The organism is Serratia proteamaculans, assembly GCF_946227095.1.
Lineage (GTDB): Bacteria > Pseudomonadota > Gammaproteobacteria > Enterobacterales > Enterobacteriaceae > Serratia > Serratia proteamaculans_E.
In genome coordinates, this window is sequence record NZ_CAMISV010000019.1 from 58,671 (window position 1) to 76,091 (window position 17,421).

18 protein-coding genes and 1 pseudogene are annotated in these 17,421 nt (G+C 51.6%); 12 read left to right on the top strand and 7 right to left on the bottom strand.

The genetic code is table 11. The features are described 5' to 3' along the window. Positions 1-363: 363 nt before the first annotated feature. The 6 genes from OC597_RS25100 to OC597_RS25125 form a co-directional block, all read right to left on the bottom strand. The gene (locus OC597_RS25100; protein ID WP_262211032.1) at positions 364-834 is read right to left on the bottom strand and encodes a hypothetical protein; all 471 of its coding nucleotides are present in this window, start codon (positions 832-834) and stop codon (positions 364-366) included. A 326-nt stretch (positions 835-1,160) separates the two neighbouring features. Then, positions 1,161-2,585, bottom strand: coding sequence for an FKBP-type peptidyl-prolyl cis-trans isomerase N-terminal domain-containing protein (locus OC597_RS25105; protein ID WP_262211034.1), 1,425 nt, complete (start codon positions 2,583-2,585; stop codon positions 1,161-1,163). Positions 2,586-2,755: 170 nt separating this feature from the next. Next, complete coding sequence (locus OC597_RS25110) at positions 2,756-3,163, bottom strand: YuaE family lipoprotein (protein WP_262211036.1); 408 nt, start codon at positions 3,161-3,163, stop codon at positions 2,756-2,758. Positions 3,164-3,227: 64 nt separating this feature from the next. Beyond that, a complete protein-coding gene (locus OC597_RS25115) occupies positions 3,228-3,872 on the bottom strand; it encodes a response regulator transcription factor (RefSeq protein ID WP_262211038.1) in 645 nt (214 codons plus the stop codon). Between the two features lie 391 nt (positions 3,873-4,263). Further along, positions 4,264-4,758 (bottom strand): FidL-like protein, encoded by a 495-nt coding sequence (locus tag OC597_RS25120; protein ID WP_262211039.1) that lies wholly within the window; start codon positions 4,756-4,758, stop codon positions 4,264-4,266. 5 nt (positions 4,759-4,763) lie between these two features. Next, the gene (locus tag OC597_RS25125) at positions 4,764-5,699 is read right to left on the bottom strand and encodes a transcriptional regulator (RefSeq protein ID WP_262211042.1); all 936 of its coding nucleotides are present in this window, start codon (positions 5,697-5,699) and stop codon (positions 4,764-4,766) included. 412 nt (positions 5,700-6,111) lie between these two features. On the opposite strand from OC597_RS25125, the gene OC597_RS25130 reads away from it, so the two are divergent. From OC597_RS25130 to OC597_RS25185, 12 genes are all read left to right on the top strand, one after another. After that, on the top strand, positions 6,112-6,660 hold the full coding sequence (locus OC597_RS25130; RefSeq protein ID WP_115183979.1) for a fimbrial protein: 549 nt from the start codon (positions 6,112-6,114) through the stop codon (positions 6,658-6,660). 124 nt (positions 6,661-6,784) lie between these two features. Then, positions 6,785-7,279 (top strand): fimbrial protein, encoded by a 495-nt coding sequence (locus tag OC597_RS25135; RefSeq protein WP_242507618.1) that lies wholly within the window; start codon positions 6,785-6,787, stop codon positions 7,277-7,279. A gap of 125 nt (positions 7,280-7,404) precedes the next feature. After that, positions 7,405-9,942, top strand: coding sequence for an outer membrane usher protein (locus tag OC597_RS25140; RefSeq protein ID WP_262211043.1), 2,538 nt, complete (start codon positions 7,405-7,407; stop codon positions 9,940-9,942). Between the two features lie 32 nt (positions 9,943-9,974). Continuing rightward, positions 9,975-10,724 (top strand): fimbria/pilus periplasmic chaperone, encoded by a 750-nt coding sequence (locus OC597_RS25145; protein ID WP_262211045.1) that lies wholly within the window; start codon positions 9,975-9,977, stop codon positions 10,722-10,724. Positions 10,725-10,762: 38 nt separating this feature from the next. Next, the gene (locus OC597_RS25150) at positions 10,763-11,425 is read left to right on the top strand and encodes a fimbrial protein (RefSeq protein WP_262211047.1); all 663 of its coding nucleotides are present in this window, start codon (positions 10,763-10,765) and stop codon (positions 11,423-11,425) included. 9 nt (positions 11,426-11,434) lie between these two features. Next, a complete protein-coding gene (locus OC597_RS25155; protein WP_112350009.1) occupies positions 11,435-11,941 on the top strand; it encodes a fimbrial protein in 507 nt (168 codons plus the stop codon). A gap of 14 nt (positions 11,942-11,955) precedes the next feature. Continuing rightward, positions 11,956-12,438, top strand: a complete 483-nt coding sequence (locus OC597_RS25160; RefSeq protein ID WP_262211050.1) for a fimbrial protein — start codon at positions 11,956-11,958, stop codon at positions 12,436-12,438. Between the two features lie 13 nt (positions 12,439-12,451). Further along, positions 12,452-12,943 (top strand): fimbrial protein, encoded by a 492-nt coding sequence (locus tag OC597_RS25165; protein ID WP_112350010.1) that lies wholly within the window; start codon positions 12,452-12,454, stop codon positions 12,941-12,943. Continuing rightward, positions 12,940-13,473 (top strand): fimbrial protein, encoded by a 534-nt coding sequence (locus OC597_RS25170; protein ID WP_262211052.1) that lies wholly within the window; start codon positions 12,940-12,942, stop codon positions 13,471-13,473. Before OC597_RS25165 ends, OC597_RS25170 begins: the two co-directional genes overlap by 4 nt. After that, on the top strand, positions 13,466-14,434 hold the full coding sequence (locus OC597_RS25175; protein ID WP_262211054.1) for a reverse transcriptase domain-containing protein: 969 nt from the start codon (positions 13,466-13,468) through the stop codon (positions 14,432-14,434). The genes OC597_RS25170 and OC597_RS25175 overlap by 8 nt, the downstream gene beginning before the upstream one ends. Before the next feature lie 1,116 nt (positions 14,435-15,550). Beyond that, entirely contained in the window at positions 15,551-16,165 is a 615-nt protein-coding gene (locus tag OC597_RS25180; RefSeq protein WP_262211056.1) for a helix-turn-helix transcriptional regulator, read from the top strand. Between the two features lie 96 nt (positions 16,166-16,261). Continuing rightward, complete coding sequence (locus OC597_RS25185) at positions 16,262-16,714, top strand: cupin domain-containing protein (RefSeq protein ID WP_262211060.1); 453 nt, start codon at positions 16,262-16,264, stop codon at positions 16,712-16,714. A 376-nt stretch (positions 16,715-17,090) separates the two neighbouring features. Here the strand turns inward: OC597_RS25185 and OC597_RS25190 are convergent. Beyond that, positions 17,091-17,327, bottom strand: a pseudogene (locus OC597_RS25190) (winged helix-turn-helix domain-containing protein); the annotation flags it as partial. Between the last annotated feature and the right edge of the window lie 94 nt (positions 17,328-17,421).

A 17,421-nucleotide genomic window follows, 5' to 3' on the forward strand; every position in this document is an offset into this window, starting at 1 on the left:
ATAACTATTACGTGCTCATTGAAGACAGGCCGCCACGCTCGAGATCCTGCTGTGCGAAATAGCAAAGCACAAGGGCACCGTTGAGCGACGGGATATCAATATCTATTTCACGGTGGAAGACGAAGTAGATAAAATTTACGTTGATGATATTAATCGAATTTAAAAATAGTTTCACACAACTATTAATATAATAATGGATATAACAATACTCCAAAAAAATAGGCTGAGAAATATAGCGCTAAATAAGACGTGTCTCTTGGTGAAAAAACGAGAGGTAAAGTTGGTGAAATTAATTCTGAACATAGTAACCTGCCCATTCAACATTCCAATCATAAACCCCAGATGAAGACAGAGTTCCTGCTACTATTGATTAATGATGTCAGAAGATCGTACCCTATTTTTACGAAGGAAACTGCGCAAGCGGTCTGTGACATCTTCATTGCTTTCGATATCAATAGCCCTGTTAATTTTGTAAGTGTAAAGCGTCGACTCTGTGGCGTAATAATGACAATAGCCGTAAATTAACCCGTTTTTGGGGTGGTATGCGCTGGTGTTGATATCAGTTTCAATGACAATCCCATGTTCACTGGCATAGGTGACGTGCAGGTTGACCGCGACTTTGATGGTGCTGGCATCATCAAGCCAGGCTACGTTTTTGTTTTGAAATAACCTGTTATTATTGCAGTTAGTCTGTGAGCTATCTTGGCGCACATCAACGAAAGAGGAAGGTAACTCTTCGTTTTTATCAGGATGAGGGCATTGTTTAAAAAATAGAGGCAGGAAGATAATGGCAAAAAGCATCAGTAAAGCGAAAACATAATCGAGTAAACCCATAAAAAATCCTTTTATTGAGTTTTATTAGAACGAACAGTCCTTTTCCCTATACAAGAATTACTTGATCTCTCTATGACAACTAATCAGATGGTATACGAGATTTCATTAATTTTAAACCCCTCAATGCCATTTTAAGATTCCTCTTGTTTGATGAGGGGTTGAAGTGACAATAGCTATAATAAACAATGGCCATACCCTATAGCTAGATTGTAAAATCGAGATGATATGATGGCGATAAGTTTTCAATGCTCATTAAGTAATTAAAAAAACTAGCGCCACCTTAATGCCGCCAGGATAAAGGGCGGAATAAAGTTTAATATCTTCCGCTAACGGGTAGCAGGCTTTTTGATAGTGCCGGTGCTGGCATTTTTTCCCGCTGTTGCAGGATATATTTCCGCAATGCGTAAGGTATAAACCATTGTAGCGTTGGGCGGCACGCTTGGCGGGTAGCCCTTGGCACCGTAAGCCAGTTCAGGGGGAACAACCAGCGTTAAGGAACCGTGGTTCTTCAATTGGCCAAGCGCCTCACTAAACAACGGTGGAAACTGGTTTATCGGCTGCGAGAGCACGGCTCCGCTGCTCTCCATGTCCTGGATCACCGTGCCGTCGGTCAAGGTTTCCTTAATCACTACGTCCAACGTCGCGCCTGGGCTGACGGCGCTATCCCCGAAATAATCGACTCTATACCAGGCACCGGAGGCCGTTTGCCGGACATTCTTGTCCTGACGAAAGCGTGCCAGGTAACTGTCGCCTTTTTTGGCCTGTTCGGACATCACTTTATCGCGGGCCGATGTCACCTGCTTTTCTGATGCTTCCAGCGCAAGGTTAAGCTCGTCATCGGTCATTTTTTTATGCCCGACAAAGGTGTCGATAATGCCGGTCAGCATGATTTGCTTGTCAGTACTCACACCCCATTTTTGTCGTTCATTCTGCATTTGCAAAATTTCTTCGCCTAAAGATACCCCAGCGGCATAATTCTGCCGTGATTGCTGATCTGCGAGGATCTCGGGGGTAACCGCGGGGGGCGTTCGCTCCTGTAACTGGTTTATCTCTGCGCGTAAACCAGCCAGTTCCGCGACTTTGCTTTCCAGTGAGGTTTGTACCGCCAGATGCTGGTTTTGCAATTTATCTTGTTGTTGGCGTTGGCTGTCATTTTTGCCATTAATTGCAATCAACTGCTCTTTCAAATTTTCGTTACTTAGGCTGAGCACGCGATGATCCTCGATCGATTTGGCGAGGTTGGCCTGTAACACCGTTTTGTCATCGGTGATTGCTTGCAAGCGCGTGTTCAGCGCATCGGCGGTGGCCGCGGCATTTTTTTCAGCCTGCGCAGTAGTGGCCACCAACTGTGCCTGTAAGGTGGTGACTTGCGTTTTGAGTGCCTTATTGTCTAACCGTGTTTTTTGCTCACGGGCGGTAATGGTGTCCAAATCTTGCTGCGCATGTGCAAGGTTGGCCACCGCCTGCTGTTCTGTCGGCGTTATCGCCAGCGCCTGCCGCAGGCCTTGCGCCAATCGGCCTAGTTCATTGAGGTCTGGCACGAGCACTTTTACTGTTGGTGGAGCGGCTGCACTTTTGTCATCCATTTTTTTTTGCAAAGACAGCAGTTGTTGTTTCAACTGGAGATTGGCGATGCGCTCGCGCTGCAACTCGGCTTCTTTGGTTTGCCAACGCAAGGTATTAGCCGGTGCTTTCTGTTGCGCGGCATTTTTTTTTACCGGCGTTTTTTTAGTTCCTTTACCTTTTTCCACCGTTGGGGCTTTTTCTTCTGCAACCTGGCTATTGTTGCCCTGATACTGTTCGGCAAACTGCAACAGGGCGGGCACGCCAGCCAGCGCAAAAGAAGGCAACAGGGCGTAGCTGCCGACAATGCAGTAGGCGAATGCCGAGTAGCGCAGACCGGTCAATAAAGAGTGGGCGTTCATCTCAGCGCCTCGCCGCGTTCGGCCAGGCTGGACAGCACCGCTTGGTTGATTTGCGCACAGAGTAAATTGACGCGATAGCGGTATAAGGCATCGACCGTATCCTGAGTTTCCGTATTGACGCGCGTTCGCAGATTGGCGTATTGAGCCGCGCCGCTCATCAGGCGATCAAAAGCCTGCTTACTTTGCGTATAGCTTTCCGTTTTTAGGCTGCTCAATGCTTCCAGATCCCTCTGGCATTGCTGCAAGCGCTGCGCTTCCATTTCAGCACGTGGATCGACCGCTTGCACTTTGGCCGCCGGTTTTGTCGTGTTTTTCTTTTGATTCTGGCAACCGTTCAACAGCACTATGACTGCCAGCGCTGCGCAGCCTAAAACGGTGGATTTATTGAGCGCACTGATCTTCATTTTTATTCGCTTCCCTTGCTCTTTGTTGTTATGTACAAACCATCACCGCCGATTAGCCAACCAACTATATCGGTCGATAGGCTGTCGGTTGTCGGTATACCCGAACAAAATTAAGCCCGCCGTTGAGCAGCCAATAATTCAATTCAATATTTTTTATTAGATTGAGTTTTCGCATCACCGTACGTTTATGCGCACTGACGGTTTTCTCACTGATTTTAAGGTGACGGCCAACCGCGCCTGGGTTAATCCCCAGGGACAAATAACGCATCACTTCGTATTCCCTGGCAGACAGGGTGTTATTAGTTAAATCTCCAACTACAGGCTCCGGTAGTGGTGCAGTCACCTCATCAATAGAGGTTAACATCGCCTCCAGCAAAGCAAGGATGTTACGGGCCGGCAATTTACGGCTGATGGTCCTGATTCTTTCCCCTTTTTCGATATCGCCGAGCACCATTTGTTGGTTACTTTCCTCGATGATAAATACGCACTGTCGCGGTGAGAAAAAACGCTGATAAATTTCGAGCGGTATGGTGTTTTCGTGGGTTACGGCGGATAAAAAGATCACATCAGCAGTGTACTTGTACAGCAGGTTTTCTGTGATGTTCACCTTAATGCCCAGGCCGTGAAAGTAGCCAAACAGGCTCTGACGCAGACCTTCTGTGAAGTACCGGTTTTGATCGGACAGTAAAATAGTCAGCGTTGGCGTCATTGCGATACTCCCCATCGTTCCTTGGCAAGGTGATTCTGTTTTTACTCGGTTGCTACTTTCCATAAGTCCATCATCACTGGGTGTAACGCAGCTCGCAGGCGGGTTTATCATGTGGGTAATGGTATTGCTCATGACAGTGTGTTGGCAAAATAATCTTATTAAATAATGTTTTATGGTTTTTTATTTCAATTTTTTTTGATTATTAGTTTTTTTGCTCTTATTTGATGCGCGTTGGAGCTTAGGTTTATTTTTTTGTATCGTCACTAATGTGCGTGCCACGCCAATGATTAATAGATTATCTCGCAGCCGCTGTTGGTTATTCGGAGATGTTAAGCAGGGGGAGTTGCGAAAGAGGAGAGCCCGTCGCGACCCAAGGCCGCGACGGTGCAGTTTAGTTTTTAATAACACAAATCAGGTAAGGGCTCGTGAATGATTTAATAAACATCGTATTGTCATTAAGCATTACCATGTTGACGTGGAAGTCTACCCCGAGTTTTTGTGGCATAAAGTAATTTTGCCAAATTTCATCCGGTGTATTGTCTGTTACACGGGTTAATTCTTTGGTGAAAGTGATTTTTTTCATCCCGTTTAATATCATGGATGAACTGTCAAAGTTAACTTGGCGAGAGAGCGCATAGATATTTCCGTTTGTTTCTACTGTTCCCCTGACGATGAAAAAACCATGTTCGTTATCGACAAGTGAGATAACCTGGGTAGCGTTGATGACAATCGGCATGGCCTTGTTATTTTGCCAGAAACTTGACTGGGAAAAATTGGTTTCGCATGTAAAAGGTGGGGTGTTTCCCCCGCTATGGCTGAACATAAGCCAGGGAAGAAAGAAACTGAGAGAGAGCGCGAGTAAGGCCAAAACAAATTTTTTTTTCATTTTTATCACTCTATCTTCTTGAAATTTTGACAGTGGCTATAGTGATCGTTGTCGATAACATCGCAAACGGAAAGTAAGGTAATGTTGTTTAACTTGCTTTTATATTTCTGCTCGACATAGGAAATATCTCGCCTTACGGTTTTACAATCGACATTCTGTTCGGCAATCTGCGCTTTAACCCTTTGCATCAGTCCGGCAGAACGCTCGGCGTCGCCCAAAGTGGAAACGACACATTGATTTTCTTGATAGAGGAAAACTGCCGCAGGCTTTGGATAGAATACAAATGTTGATACTGCAGCCGTGCCAATAGCGGATGCGAGCAAAAGAATCAGTGCCCTGGCATTTTGCTTTTTGCTGTTTTTGGGCTGGGGAGGATTATTATCCTTTTGTTGCGCATGGCATTGCTGAGGTGGTGCGAGGGGAAGCTCGGGTGCTGCTTTTTCTTCAATGACCGCATTAACGAAATGGTTATCGCTCTCGACCTTATCGACAGCGGGCCCATTCGCCGTCGGCTTTTCTTCCGTTACGCTGTCAGCCTCGCTTGGCAGTAATGCCTCTTCGGCGCTTTTGGCCAGCGTTGGGATGTCCTCCTCTGCAAATTGTGCAAAGCCGTCGATCGCCTGAACCTCGGCATTCATCATAAAGCCCACTTTGGGAATGGTCAGGATGATTTTCTTGGCCATACCCAAGGAGCTAAAAGCTTTGCGCAGCTCACTGATACAGTTATTCAAACTGGCATTGGAGTCGGCAAAGCCGTAGTCGGTCCAGACCCGGGTGAGCAGATTGTCCCGGCTTATCTCTGTCCCGTTGTTTTTTATTAATTCAATAAGTAGCCGTGCGGCTGGGTTAGTCAGGTCTATAAATATTTTCTCATCGTCATAAAACGAGAGACACTTTTTATTAGCATCAAAAATAATGGACAGGTTTATCAGGTATTTCATTTTTATTTTCTTATTAATTCAATGGTTTTTTGGTGTTGTCGTAACCAAGATGGCTGGCTTGGTTGGGAATGAATCTACAAGATAAATCCTAGTTTGGTCAAATTTGTTTTTTTTTGTATTTTTATATTTATTTTTCAATGACAATAATTAATTAATTGGTTGGTTGTTTTTTAATCATTATGGACGCAAGCGCTAATTAAATCCATATAATTAGTTTTAAAATCTGTTTTTTATTGATTTTGTGGATTAAATTGTCGCAACTGTTAGTTATGGTTACCATTTGTTTCGTTACCAGGGAGTGTGAGTACTGGTGATGGGATAAGTTGAGGTTTATTTAATTACAAAATCCTTCTTATCCTTAATCTGAATGCGGTGACTTACTAACTAATTAGTTTTAATAGGATATTAATAAATGAAATTGAATAAAATCATGATGGCAGCGGTACTGGCATTTGGCGCTGTGTCTGTGGCACAGGCTGCTGATATCAAGGATCAAGGACACGGTACCGTTACTTTCACCGGTTCTATTATTGATGCGCCTTGTTCTATCGATCCAGCCTCTATTGACCAGACTGTCGACCTGGGCGCGGTATCTAACGTGGCTTTGACTGATGGCGGTAGATCCAAGCCTCAGAACTTCGACATTAAACTGGTGAACTGCTCCGTAGAGACAGGTAAAACTGTGACCACCACCTTCAACGGGCCAGCAGGTGGCATTAAAGGCAGTTTGGGTATGACCGGTACCGCCAAGGGGGCCAGCATTATGATGACTGATGGCAACAGTAATGTGATTGAACTGGGTACAGCAACGACTGCGCAGGCTCTTACAAATGGCAATAACACTCTGTTGTTCACAGCTTATCTGCAAGGCAACCCAAATGGGACTGAGCCAGAAGCTAAAAACGTAATTGTAGCAGGTGACTTTAAGAGCGTAAGCAACTTCACCCTCAACTACCCATAAGCTCCAGATTGTTCCGCTCAATGCATGCGGGGTTCCCGCATGCATTTCTCACGAAGTTTGCCGCTGATGGAGTGGGCTAATGTTGCCGAAAGTGCAGTGTGTGGTGGTTTCTTCCCTGTTGTTCATGGTGTCTGGCAGCCTGGCTTGGTCGGCAACCCCGGCAGGATGGGGGCGTGTCAACATGCAAGGATCTATCATTGAAACGGCGTGCGCCATTGATACCCAAAGCCGCGACCAGACGATTGATATGGATACCGCGCCGGTCAGCCAGATAGCGCGTGACGGCCAGGGTGTCAGTCGCCCGTTCAGCATTCGGTTGGTTAACTGTGTTTTGGGCCGCATCGATCCAAGGCTGCCGGACTGGCAGCGCTTTCAGGTGACCTTTGACGGTCGCGCTGACACCGGCGGGTTCGGTGTTGAAGGCGAAGCGAATGGCGTGGCGCTGCAAATTACCGATGCCGGCGGCAATATCGCCAACCCAGGGCAGGCTCTGCCCGCCGGCGAAATTATCCCCGGCGATAAAACGCTGAACTATTCGATGCGTCTGGTGGGGAATAATCAAGTCTTAAAGGCCGGGGAATATTATTCCACCTTGCGCTTTAAAATGGATTATTACTGAGGTTATTTGTGGCTCTGCCACCCGTGTTTTTGCGTATTTATTTTTCCATGCCGGATCATTGGTGTGGCGAATTTTAATGTGTATTGACAGCGAATTACTGCGTGATAAATAAAGGCCTGAGGATTATGGATAACCCGTCTTTGATTGCATTTCCGTCCCGCCCGCGGTTGCTGGGGATATTGGTTTCCATTATTTTGGGTGGAGGTTGTTATTACGCCTATGCGGATGACATTCAATTTAATACCGATGTGCTGGACGTCAAAGATCGCAACAATATCGATCTGGACCAGTTCTCTCGTGGCGGCTATATCATGCCGGGCGATTACAGCATGAAAGTGCGCATCAATAAGCAAGAGCTGCCGGAACAGCCGATCACTTTTTATGTGCCGGACAATGATCCAAAAGGCAGTGAAGCCTGTATTACACCAGCAATGGTCGAACAGTTCGCGATCAAGCCCGCGCTGCAAGACAAACTGACCTGGTGGCACCAGGGGCAGTGCCTGGTCAGTACCAGCCTGGATGGCATGGAGGCGCGGGCAGAGCTGGGCACCGCCACTCTGTACGTCAGTCTGCCGCAGGCTTACCTGGAATACAGTGCGGAGAACTGGGATCCGCCGTCACGCTGGGATGAAGGCATTCCCGGGTTGTTGGTGGATTATTATCTCAATGCTCAAACGCAGCGCCAGCAAAAACAGGGCACGCAAGATTATAACCTCAGCGGTAACGGCACTGTGGGGGCCAACATGGGGGCCTGGCGCCTGCGCGCAGATTGGCAAGCCCGGGTTGATCATCAAACCGGGTCGGATCAGTCCTCGCAGAATAAATGGGACTGGAGCCGCTATTACGCCTACCGGGCGATCCCGAGCCTCGGTGCCAAGATGACCGTCGGCGAGAACTCCCTGTACTCCAATATTTTTGACAGTTTCCGCTTCGCCGGTGCCAGTTTGATCAGCGACGACAGCATGTTGCCGCCAAATCTGCGCGGTTATGCACCGGAAGTGACCGGGGTGGCACGTACCAACGCCAAAGTGGTGATCAGCCAGCAGGGGCGGGTGGTGTACGAGACCCAGGTCGCGGCCGGGCCGTTCCGTATTCAGGACATCAACGACGCGGTCAGCGGCCAGTTGGACGTGCGGGTGGAAGAGCTGGATGGCAGCGTGCAGGAGTTCAAGATGGACACGGCCAGCATTCCCTACCTGACCCGACCGGGCCAGGTGCGTTACAAGGTGGCCAGCGGCCGACCTTCGGACTGGCAGCACCGCGTTAACGGCCCGCTGTTCGCCACCGGGGAGTTTTCCTGGGGCGTGAGTAACGGCTGGTCATTGTTTGGTGGCGGTGTGGCGGGCGGTGATTACAACGCGTTGGCACTGGGCGTAGGGCGTGACCTGCTGATGTTTGGTGCTCTGTCGTTTGATGTGACCGAGTCGCGCGCGCAATTGCCGTATGAGGGCCAGACGCTGACCGGCGGCTCGTACAGGCTGCAGTATTCCAAGCGTTTTGACGAGACCGACAGCCAGGTGACCTTCGCCGGTTACCGCTTCTCGGAGCAGGACTTCCTGTCGATGAGTGAATACCTGGATGCACGTAACTACGGTGCGCGCTCGGGCAGCAGCAAGGAGCGGTACAACATTACCTTTAACCAGCAGTTCCGTGACCTGGGGTTGAGTGCCTATCTCGACTACAGCCACCAGACCTATTGGGACCGCCCGGCTAACGACAGGTACACCCTGACGCTGTCGCGCAACTTTGATTTTGGCCGGTTCCGTAACCTGAGCCTGTCGGCAACCGCGTACCGTAACAAGTACAACAACACCAATGACGACGGCATGTATCTGTCGCTGTCGGTGCCCTGGGGCAACAGTGGTTCAGTCAGCTACAGCGGCAGCGTTAACCGCAACGACAACAGCCATGAGGTCGGGTACTACGATCGGCTGGAGAACGGCGACAGTTACCAGATCAGCAGCGGTTGGGCGCGCAGTGGGGGGACCGCCAACGGTTATTACAGCCACCAGGGGGATATTGCTCAGGTTAACGCCAACGCCAGCTATCAGGACGGACGTTATTCGTCGCTGGGCGTGTCGGTACAGGGCGGGGCTACTGCCACGATGGAAGGCGCAGCGCTTCACCGCAGCAGCATGATCGGCGGCACCCGCATGTTGGTGGATACCGATGGCGTGCCGGGTATCCCGATCCGCGGATACGGGGGAAGCAACCTGTCCAACCGCTTTGGCAAGGCGGTGGTGGCAGACGTCAGCAGCTATTACCGCAACCAGGTAAGCATTGACCTGAATACCCTGCCGGAAAACGCCGAGGCCACCCAGTCGGTGGTGCAGGCCACCCTGACCGAGGGCGCGATTGGCTACCGTCAATTTGCGGTCATCGCCGGTGAAAAAGCCATGGCGGTGATTCGCCTGGCTGACGGCTCCACGCCGCCGTTCGGTGCCACGGTATTGAACACTAAAAAGCAGGAGGTTGGGATGGTTAACGACGCAGGCAGCGTTTACCTGAGCGGCATTAACCCGGGTGAACAGATGACGGTGCACTGGAGCGGTAAACCGCAGTGCCAACTGACGCTGCCACCGCAGATCCCGAACAGCGGCACTACCGATTTACTGTTGCCTTGCATGCTGATAGCTCAGGTAGCGGAAGCACAGACGCTTTAACCCGAATTCACTTTTTAAGCGAGTAACAGACCATGATTTTGATGAACAAAACCACAGTAATCAGTGCGCTACTTCTGAGCGCACTGGCGGCACAGCAGGCTCAGGCCGCGATTGCACTGGACCGCACCCGGGTAATTTTCAACGGCGACAGCAAGTCGGTGAGCCTGAACATCAGCAATGAGAACAAACAGCTGCCGTACCTGGCGCAAGGCTGGATTGAAGACGCGCAGGGCAACAAGATCGCCAGCCCGTTGACGGTGCTGCCACCGGTGCAGCGGGTGGAGCCGGGGGCCAAAAGTCAGGTCAAGGTACAAGGGCTGCCAGCGGCTGCCGGGCTGCCACAGGACCGCGAGTCGCTGTTCTATTTCAACCTGCGGGAAATTCCACCGAAGAGCGACAAGCCGAACACCCTGCAACTGGCGCTGCAGACCCGCATCAAACTGTTCTACCGCCCGAAGGCCATTGCGGTGACAAACAGCGAAGCGGCGGTGCCGTGGCAGGAGCAGATCACCCTGAGTAAACAGGGCGACAAGTACCAGGTGAGCAACCCGACCCCGTACTACGTGACTCTGGTTGACGCCAGCAGCAAAAAAGACGGTGCCAGTGCGCCAGGCTTTGAACCGCTGATGGTCGCCCCCAAGAGCAGCGACACCCTGAGTGTCAGTGCCGCAGCGCTCGGTGCCACGCCGGTACTGACCTATGTGAATGACTACGGTGGCCGCCCGCAATTGACCTTCCGCTGCAGCGGTGCGTCTTGTCAGGTGAATGCGGATAAAAAATAACGGGTAACGCCCGCGAGCTAAACGGCCAGGAGAGCAGCATGCAAAGGATATTTCGGCGAGGAACGCGGTCACCTTACCACCGTCACGATCGGCAGTACGCGCTGGTGATCGCGGCATTGGTGATGATGGTGCCCTTGACCGTGGGTGCGGTGCTGGTGCTGTTACCGGCATCCATGGCACAGGCGGCGGACAATGCCCATGTGGATGGTGCCAACGGCGTACTGCGGGTGCGCGGCGCCCTGACCGAAAGCGCCTGCAGGCTGGAGATGGCCTCGGCTCACCAGACGGTGCAGTTGGGTGTGACCGGCACCGGGCGGCTGCTGAAAGTGGGTGACCGTGGCACGCCGGTGGCGGTGCGCCTGCAACTGAAAGACTGCCTGCGCAGCCCGGCGAACAACCGCGATGAACGCACCGGCAGCGTGCTGTGGAGTACGCACCAACCAGCGGTGTCGGTGAGCTTTGCCGCTCCGGCGGATGCCAACAGCTCTGAACTGGTGCAGGTACGGGGTGCGGGTGGGCTGGGGTTGCGTATGACCGACAGCCAGGGGCGGGACATCCGCCTCGGCAGCCGTGGGGCACCCCTGTTACTGACCCCGGGGCAAGATGCGCTGAACTACCAACTGGTGGCAGAACGTACGCGTGCGCCGTTAGAGGCCGGGGCTTTTTCGGCCCACCTGGATTTCCGGCTTAACTATGACTGAGGGGCCGCTATGAACAGCATTTTTGATACGCGGTACCTGGTTAGTGCGTTGAGTCTGGCGCTGTTGGTTGTATTTCCTGTCGCACAGGCGGCTGAAACGGCCAACGTCACCGTTAAGGTAACCATTGTGGCGGCGCCGCCGTGCGTGATCAACAACAACAATCTGATCGAAGTGAACTTCGGTAATGATGTGTTGACCACCCGGGTAGACGGCTCGGCCTACAAAAAGATGCCGGTGACCTATTCGATAAACTGCAGTGGTGGCCCGTCGAACGCGGTGAAAATGCTGATAGAGGGCACCGGGGCCGGGTTTGACAACGCTATGTTGAGGACCAATCAGACCGATTTTGGCATTGCGTTGCTCAATAACGACAGGCGCTACCCGATTAACAGTTGGCTGAATTTTAACGCGTCATCGCCACCCCAGCTGGAAGCGGTACCGGCCAAGCGTAGTGGGGCAACGTTGAAAGGCGGGCCATTTTCCGCCGGGGCGACCATGAAGGTCGAATACCAGTGAAGGGAGACAACCTGATGCAACATCGTACTCTTCTGGCCCTGTGGGCCACCGGCATGCTACTGAGTGGCAGCGCGCAGGCAGACAACATGCGTTTTTACGGCACCCTGATTGAGCCACCGCCCTGTGTCATCAACAATGGTCAGCCGATCGAGGTTAACTTTGGCAACGACGTGATGACCTCGCAAGTGAACGGCACCAGCTATAAAAAAATGCCGGTGCCCTACACCCTGAGCTGTACCGGTAATGCCACCAATGCGCTGCGTATGCAGATCGAGGGGACGGCTGCGGGGTTCGAAAATCAGTGGCTGAGCGGCAACAAAACCAACTTTGCCATTGCGCTGTTCAAGGACGGCACTGTGCAGGGGGTTAACCGCTGGTTTAACTTTACCTACCCGACGGTTCCGGTGTTGGAAGCTGTGCCGGCAAAAAATCGGATGGGGGCGCTAACTGGCGGTCCCTTTAATGCCACGGCCACCATGAAGATCGACTACCGCTAACAGGAGCGCGAGCATGACGCGATATTCCGCGATGACCCGAATGCTGTTGCTGACTGGGGTGTGTTTCAGTGCTGCTGTGGCTGCGGCGGACGATATGACCTTCCGTGGCACGCTGATTGAGCCGCCTGCGTGCAGCATCAATAACGGCGAGGATATTGACGTCGACTTTGGCGAGCGGGTCGGCATCAAGAAGGTGAACGGGGTGAACTACCTGCAGCCGGTCAGTTACCGCATCACCTGTGAACCGAGCGCCAGCAAATGGAACATGACGCTGGCGGTGATCGGCACTCAGGCGGCCTATGACAAGGCGGCGGTACGTACCGACGTCACCGATCTGGGTATCCGGCTGATACAAAACGGCAAGCCGTTTGAGCTGAACCTGCCGATACCGGTCAACCCGGCCAGCCCGCCAAAACTTGAAGCGGTGCCGGTGCAGCGGCCGGGGGCGACGCTGGAAGAAGGCAAGTTTGTCGCCACGGCGACCCTGCAGGCGGTGTACCAATGAAGGCACAAGCGGCCATGTATAACTCACTGATAGGCCTGATGTTAATACTGAGTCAACCCGCACTGGCGGCAGACAATATGCGTTTCCACGGTGCGTTGGTGGCGGAACCCTGCATCATTCCGCCGGGGGATGAAAAAATCCTGCTGGATTTCGGCACGGTGATCGATAAGTACCTGTACCTGAACACCCGTACTAACAGCCAGCCGTTCGACATTCGCCTGACAGAGTGCGACCTGAGCCTGGGCAAAACGGTGAAGGTGACCTTCAGCGGCAAAGAGAACCTGAATTTGCCGGGGCTGTTGGCACTGGAGGCGGGCAGCCAGGCCAACGGCATTGGTATTGGGATGGAAACCGAGGACGGCACACCGTTGCTGCTGAACAAGCAGGGGCCGGGTTACAAACTGGTGAGCGGGGCCAATACCCTGACCATTCGGGCCTATGTAAAAGGTGAGCCAAAGGCGATCGCCGACCAGACCATTGAGCGCGGCCCGTTTAACGCCATCGCCACCTTTGGCCTGGAGTATGAATAGGGCGGATGCGGATTGGCAGGCGGCCTGGCGTTGGTTATATCAACGCCGACGACATGCGCCGGCCAATGCGGATATCTGGCATCTGCGTTATCACCGGCCACGGCTGGAGCCGGCACTGTATGCCCTGGTGGTGAGCGGCCAATACCGCTTGTCGGCGATGCAGGTGCACCATTACGCAGAACGCAGTTGGGTGCAGTGGTGCGCGCAAGATGCACTGGTACTGAAGTGGGTGGCGTTACAGGCCGAACGGCTGCTGCCGACCCATAAACGCTGTGCGCATTTACGTGGGCATGGCGGCAGCCGCCAGTCGGTAGTAGAAGTGCGTCAGGCCTTAGGCTCCGGCGAGTATGCTTTTGTTTACCGTACGGATATTCGCGGTTATTACCGGCATATCCTCAAAGCGCAGGTGATGCGCCAGGTACGGGGGTATATCGCCAACCCGGTGCTGCAGGATGTGATTGCGCAGTATGTGCATTACAGCGTGGAAGAGGGCGGGGAGTTTTATACGCCAGAACACGGAATTTGTCGGGGTTGTGCACTCAGCCCGTTAATCGGCGGCAGTTTACTGCACCACGTCGACCGTTACTTTAGCGCACAGGAGGGCACCTTTTATGCACGCTACATGGATGATTTTTTGGTGTTCACCCGCACGCGCCGGCAACTGCGTCGCTGCGTTAAAGGATTACATGCATTTTTTAACCAGGGCGGGTTTGAGACCCATCCAGATAAAACCCAGTTGGGCCGGATTGAACAGGAATTTGACTGGCTGGGTGTGCAGTTCAGCACCGCGGGGGCCACCATCGCGCCCCGGGCATTAGAAAACCACCGTGCGCAACGTGTGCGGCTTTACGAGCAAGCTCGTCGGCAGCGGCTGTCATTGACGGAGACCGAGGCGCGAGTGCGGGCGTATGAGGCACGGTGGACATTATGGGCGGAGGGGGTGTTGAAAGAACTCAGCTGAAGTTCCGATGCCGTCCACCGTTTGTTCAATTATCTCAGACCGAAAAAAACGAGTAACCATCTATGTTTCAGATCAAGCACATGTTTATACCTCTCGTTCTCTCACTCAACTTCCCCCTTACTGCGTGGTCTGCCGTGACCCTCGTATGCCCGGAAGGACAAGTCCTCTATGCTACCTGCACCGCCTACGGGACCCTCGGCGCATCATTTCGTCCTGGTCCTTCTGCACCTATAGATCCACGTATGTGTAAAGTCGTGATCATACAACGCGAACCGTACTATGTTCGCCTGGACGCACACCGAGATGTATTTCCTGAATTGGAAGGGGGGGGAAACTGCACCCAACCACGACTTCAAACAGCGTTTCGGAATCGTTTGGCATCCGGTCTACCCATGATTGTGACACAGACACTTCCAAATGGGGGTATTGGGGGTCCTCTATCAGGCGGCTGGTCCATAACTGCTGGTTCTCAGATGGTTTCCGACACCGATGTCAAACCTGGCCCTAAACCCGTAACTTGCTCGATGGGTCCGCCGCTCACCTTTGATTTTGGAGCGCTACCTCCAGGCCCCGCACAATCTGATATGTCCCTACCTTTTCCAATCAACTGCACCGCTAAAACCACCGGGACGCTGACTCTCCGCAACTCTCCCAAGTCAGTAATAAAGGTTGGAAATAGCGGGTTGGTGGCCGGTATTTCTGCCAACAATAATCCTTTAGGATCTAAAATCCAATTTTCTAAAGGCGTGACGAATATAACTATTCGTGCCGTACTCTCTGGTAATACTACGAGTGTCGGTGTTCAAACCGGCTCGGGCGTGCTAGTACTGGATGTGCCGTGACAAATTATTGGGTGTAACACATGCCATTTTATTTTGGATATTGTGAATTGTATCTATGATTGTCAAGAACCTATTTGTGGTATTGCAATGTCTGTAGCGGTGATTTTGATTGTCGAAATAAATTACATATAAAGCCTGATTAGATTCCCGGTAATCATATGTGTGCCGGATGGTGCGCATTACGGCGTACTTACGTAATGCTGACTGAATAGCATGCTATCACCTCATTACACTTTGTGGCTTGTGTAAAACATAATTATACCAGAATGGTGTTATGAAACTTATGATCCCTGATTTGATCAATATTCTTATAATAGACCACAATACATATTACCGCAGTGGTCTTTGCAGGATGCTGAACGATCACTATAACAACCACCTACAGTCCGTCACGTTTGTGTCGCAATACCCCTGTGACCGTGCAATCGATTTGGTGTTGCATGCCGTCAATTACGGCTCGATCGATCAGGTTTGCCACTATTTTCCTCCCGAGAAGCCTCCTCCGATTTTATTTGTGATCCGGGATAGTCGTGACTATATCTGCCCGTCGGCGCTGCGCTGTACCCGCAAAAGCGGCACTATCTACCGCGACCAACCGGTGGATGATATTTTGGCTATGATCACTGAGACGATGCTCAATCGCCACTATATGCCAGCCAAACTGCCGCCCAGCTGTGGTCCTTGTACCAACAACCCGCTTAGTGCGCGTGAATGTGAAGTGCTGCGCCACCTTAAACGAGGTAATAGCCAGGTTAAAACCGCCGAAACTATGCAGCTACAGGTTAAAACGGTGAACTCGCATAAACGCTCGGCGATGAGAAAACTCAATTTCACCCGCAATAACGAATTGCTTAACTGGATGTTGCGCGGAGGGCTTACATCCCGCTAACCGACAAAGAGATAGAAAGTATCAACACTGATCCCAATTTTAAATTTTGGGGTGGGGGTGTCACGGATTTTTTTAACAAGGAAAGTGTTATTAATGATGAATAAAGCAAAACTCTTGCTGTTACTCACCGCAGGGTTAACGTTCTCACTAGCAGGCCATACGGAGTCGGTTAAAAAGGGCGATGATAATGGTCGGTTACCCGCGTACCGTTTAATCAACACACCAGACAACCGCGCCGCCTTTATTAAAGGCAGCGTTCCGGGGCTACAGAAAATCCCTGCACACAGCTTTTGGTTCAGTAATACCATTGAAGAGTGGCAAAAAGGGGTTCACCCGGCACCAAGAAAACAGTATGTGGTGACGCTCAAGGGCACATTAAGATTTAAGGTCAGCGACGGTTCTACCTTTATGATCGCCCCCGGCACGGTACTGTTGGCGGAGGATACTGAAGGGGAAGGGCACAGTTGGGAGATGGTCGACGGTGACGAATGGATCCGGGCTTATATTCCCATCAGCGGAACCGATAATTATTTTATTGCGGATAAATAATAGCCTGAATTTGTAGCTTCCGCCTTCAGGGGAGGCTCACTTCAACACGCGACTAAAGGCATGCCAATCCAAGGCACGCTTTACGGCGTCACTTTGTGCATCACTGCAAGGCTGTTACGTGGCGAAGACGGACTGCTTTCCGAAAAGGCAAAGAGTGATAGGAGCTATTGAATAGACAAAAACCGGCCTGAGCCGGTTTAGTGATTATTGCTGTTATTGTTATGATGTCAGCCACAATATGGCTCGCGCGATGCCCTGGTGTTGCTCTGTGTCTTTTCTCCACCGCCACTATAGGCCGCCTCATCAGTAAGCGTCCAATGGGTTCGGCAGATCAATAACTGCTGATTGATCGGTCTCACCGATCTTTAACGCTACATCATGCGCTATCGCACTTGGGCAACCAGTCCGCCTCACACTCCTCACTCAACGTCAGGTTGGTTTGCATGCCCTGATTGGTTCTGCGTTTAAGCAACGTCAGCTCATGCTCCCTGAGCGTTTGTGGCACAGCCAAACCGAAGGAGGTCAGGTTCATGGTATTTTGATGCCCACGCGCCTCCATAAACGACAGGTAGGCGTGATAGAGGTAACGCCGTGGATTGGCCGTTTGAATAGACCCTAGTTTCCTAGACTGTTCCGTGCCTCATGAACCAGGCACTTTCATAAACTGCAGGGGGTTGATCCTCACAGGCACTGTGGCGGCGTTTAGC

Coding starts and splice junctions, on each gene's coding strand:
- OC597_RS25100 (WP_262211032.1), bottom strand. CDS start 834: ATGGGTTTACTCGATTATGTTTTCGCTTTACTGATGCTTTTTGCCATT.
- OC597_RS25110 (WP_262211036.1), bottom strand. CDS start 3,163: ATGAAGATCAGTGCGCTCAATAAATCCACCGTTTTAGGCTGCGCAGCG.
- OC597_RS25115 (WP_262211038.1), bottom strand. CDS start 3,872: ATGACGCCAACGCTGACTATTTTACTGTCCGATCAAAACCGGTACTTC.
- OC597_RS25120 (WP_262211039.1), bottom strand. CDS start 4,758: ATGAAAAAAAAATTTGTTTTGGCCTTACTCGCGCTCTCTCTCAGTTTC.
- OC597_RS25125 (WP_262211042.1), bottom strand. CDS start 5,699: ATGAAATACCTGATAAACCTGTCCATTATTTTTGATGCTAATAAAAAG.
- OC597_RS25130 (WP_115183979.1), top strand. CDS start 6,112: ATGAAATTGAATAAAATCATGATGGCAGCGGTACTGGCATTTGGCGCT.
- OC597_RS25135 (WP_242507618.1), top strand. CDS start 6,785: ATGGTGTCTGGCAGCCTGGCTTGGTCGGCAACCCCGGCAGGATGGGGG.
- OC597_RS25140 (WP_262211043.1), top strand. CDS start 7,405: ATGGATAACCCGTCTTTGATTGCATTTCCGTCCCGCCCGCGGTTGCTG.
- OC597_RS25145 (WP_262211045.1), top strand. CDS start 9,975: ATGATTTTGATGAACAAAACCACAGTAATCAGTGCGCTACTTCTGAGC.
- OC597_RS25150 (WP_262211047.1), top strand. CDS start 10,763: ATGCAAAGGATATTTCGGCGAGGAACGCGGTCACCTTACCACCGTCAC.
- OC597_RS25155 (WP_112350009.1), top strand. CDS start 11,435: ATGAACAGCATTTTTGATACGCGGTACCTGGTTAGTGCGTTGAGTCTG.
- OC597_RS25160 (WP_262211050.1), top strand. CDS start 11,956: ATGCAACATCGTACTCTTCTGGCCCTGTGGGCCACCGGCATGCTACTG.
- OC597_RS25165 (WP_112350010.1), top strand. CDS start 12,452: ATGACGCGATATTCCGCGATGACCCGAATGCTGTTGCTGACTGGGGTG.
- OC597_RS25170 (WP_262211052.1), top strand. CDS start 12,940: ATGAAGGCACAAGCGGCCATGTATAACTCACTGATAGGCCTGATGTTA.
- OC597_RS25175 (WP_262211054.1), top strand. CDS start 13,466: ATGAATAGGGCGGATGCGGATTGGCAGGCGGCCTGGCGTTGGTTATAT.
- OC597_RS25180 (WP_262211056.1), top strand. CDS start 15,551: ATGAAACTTATGATCCCTGATTTGATCAATATTCTTATAATAGACCAC.
- OC597_RS25185 (WP_262211060.1), top strand. CDS start 16,262: ATGAATAAAGCAAAACTCTTGCTGTTACTCACCGCAGGGTTAACGTTC.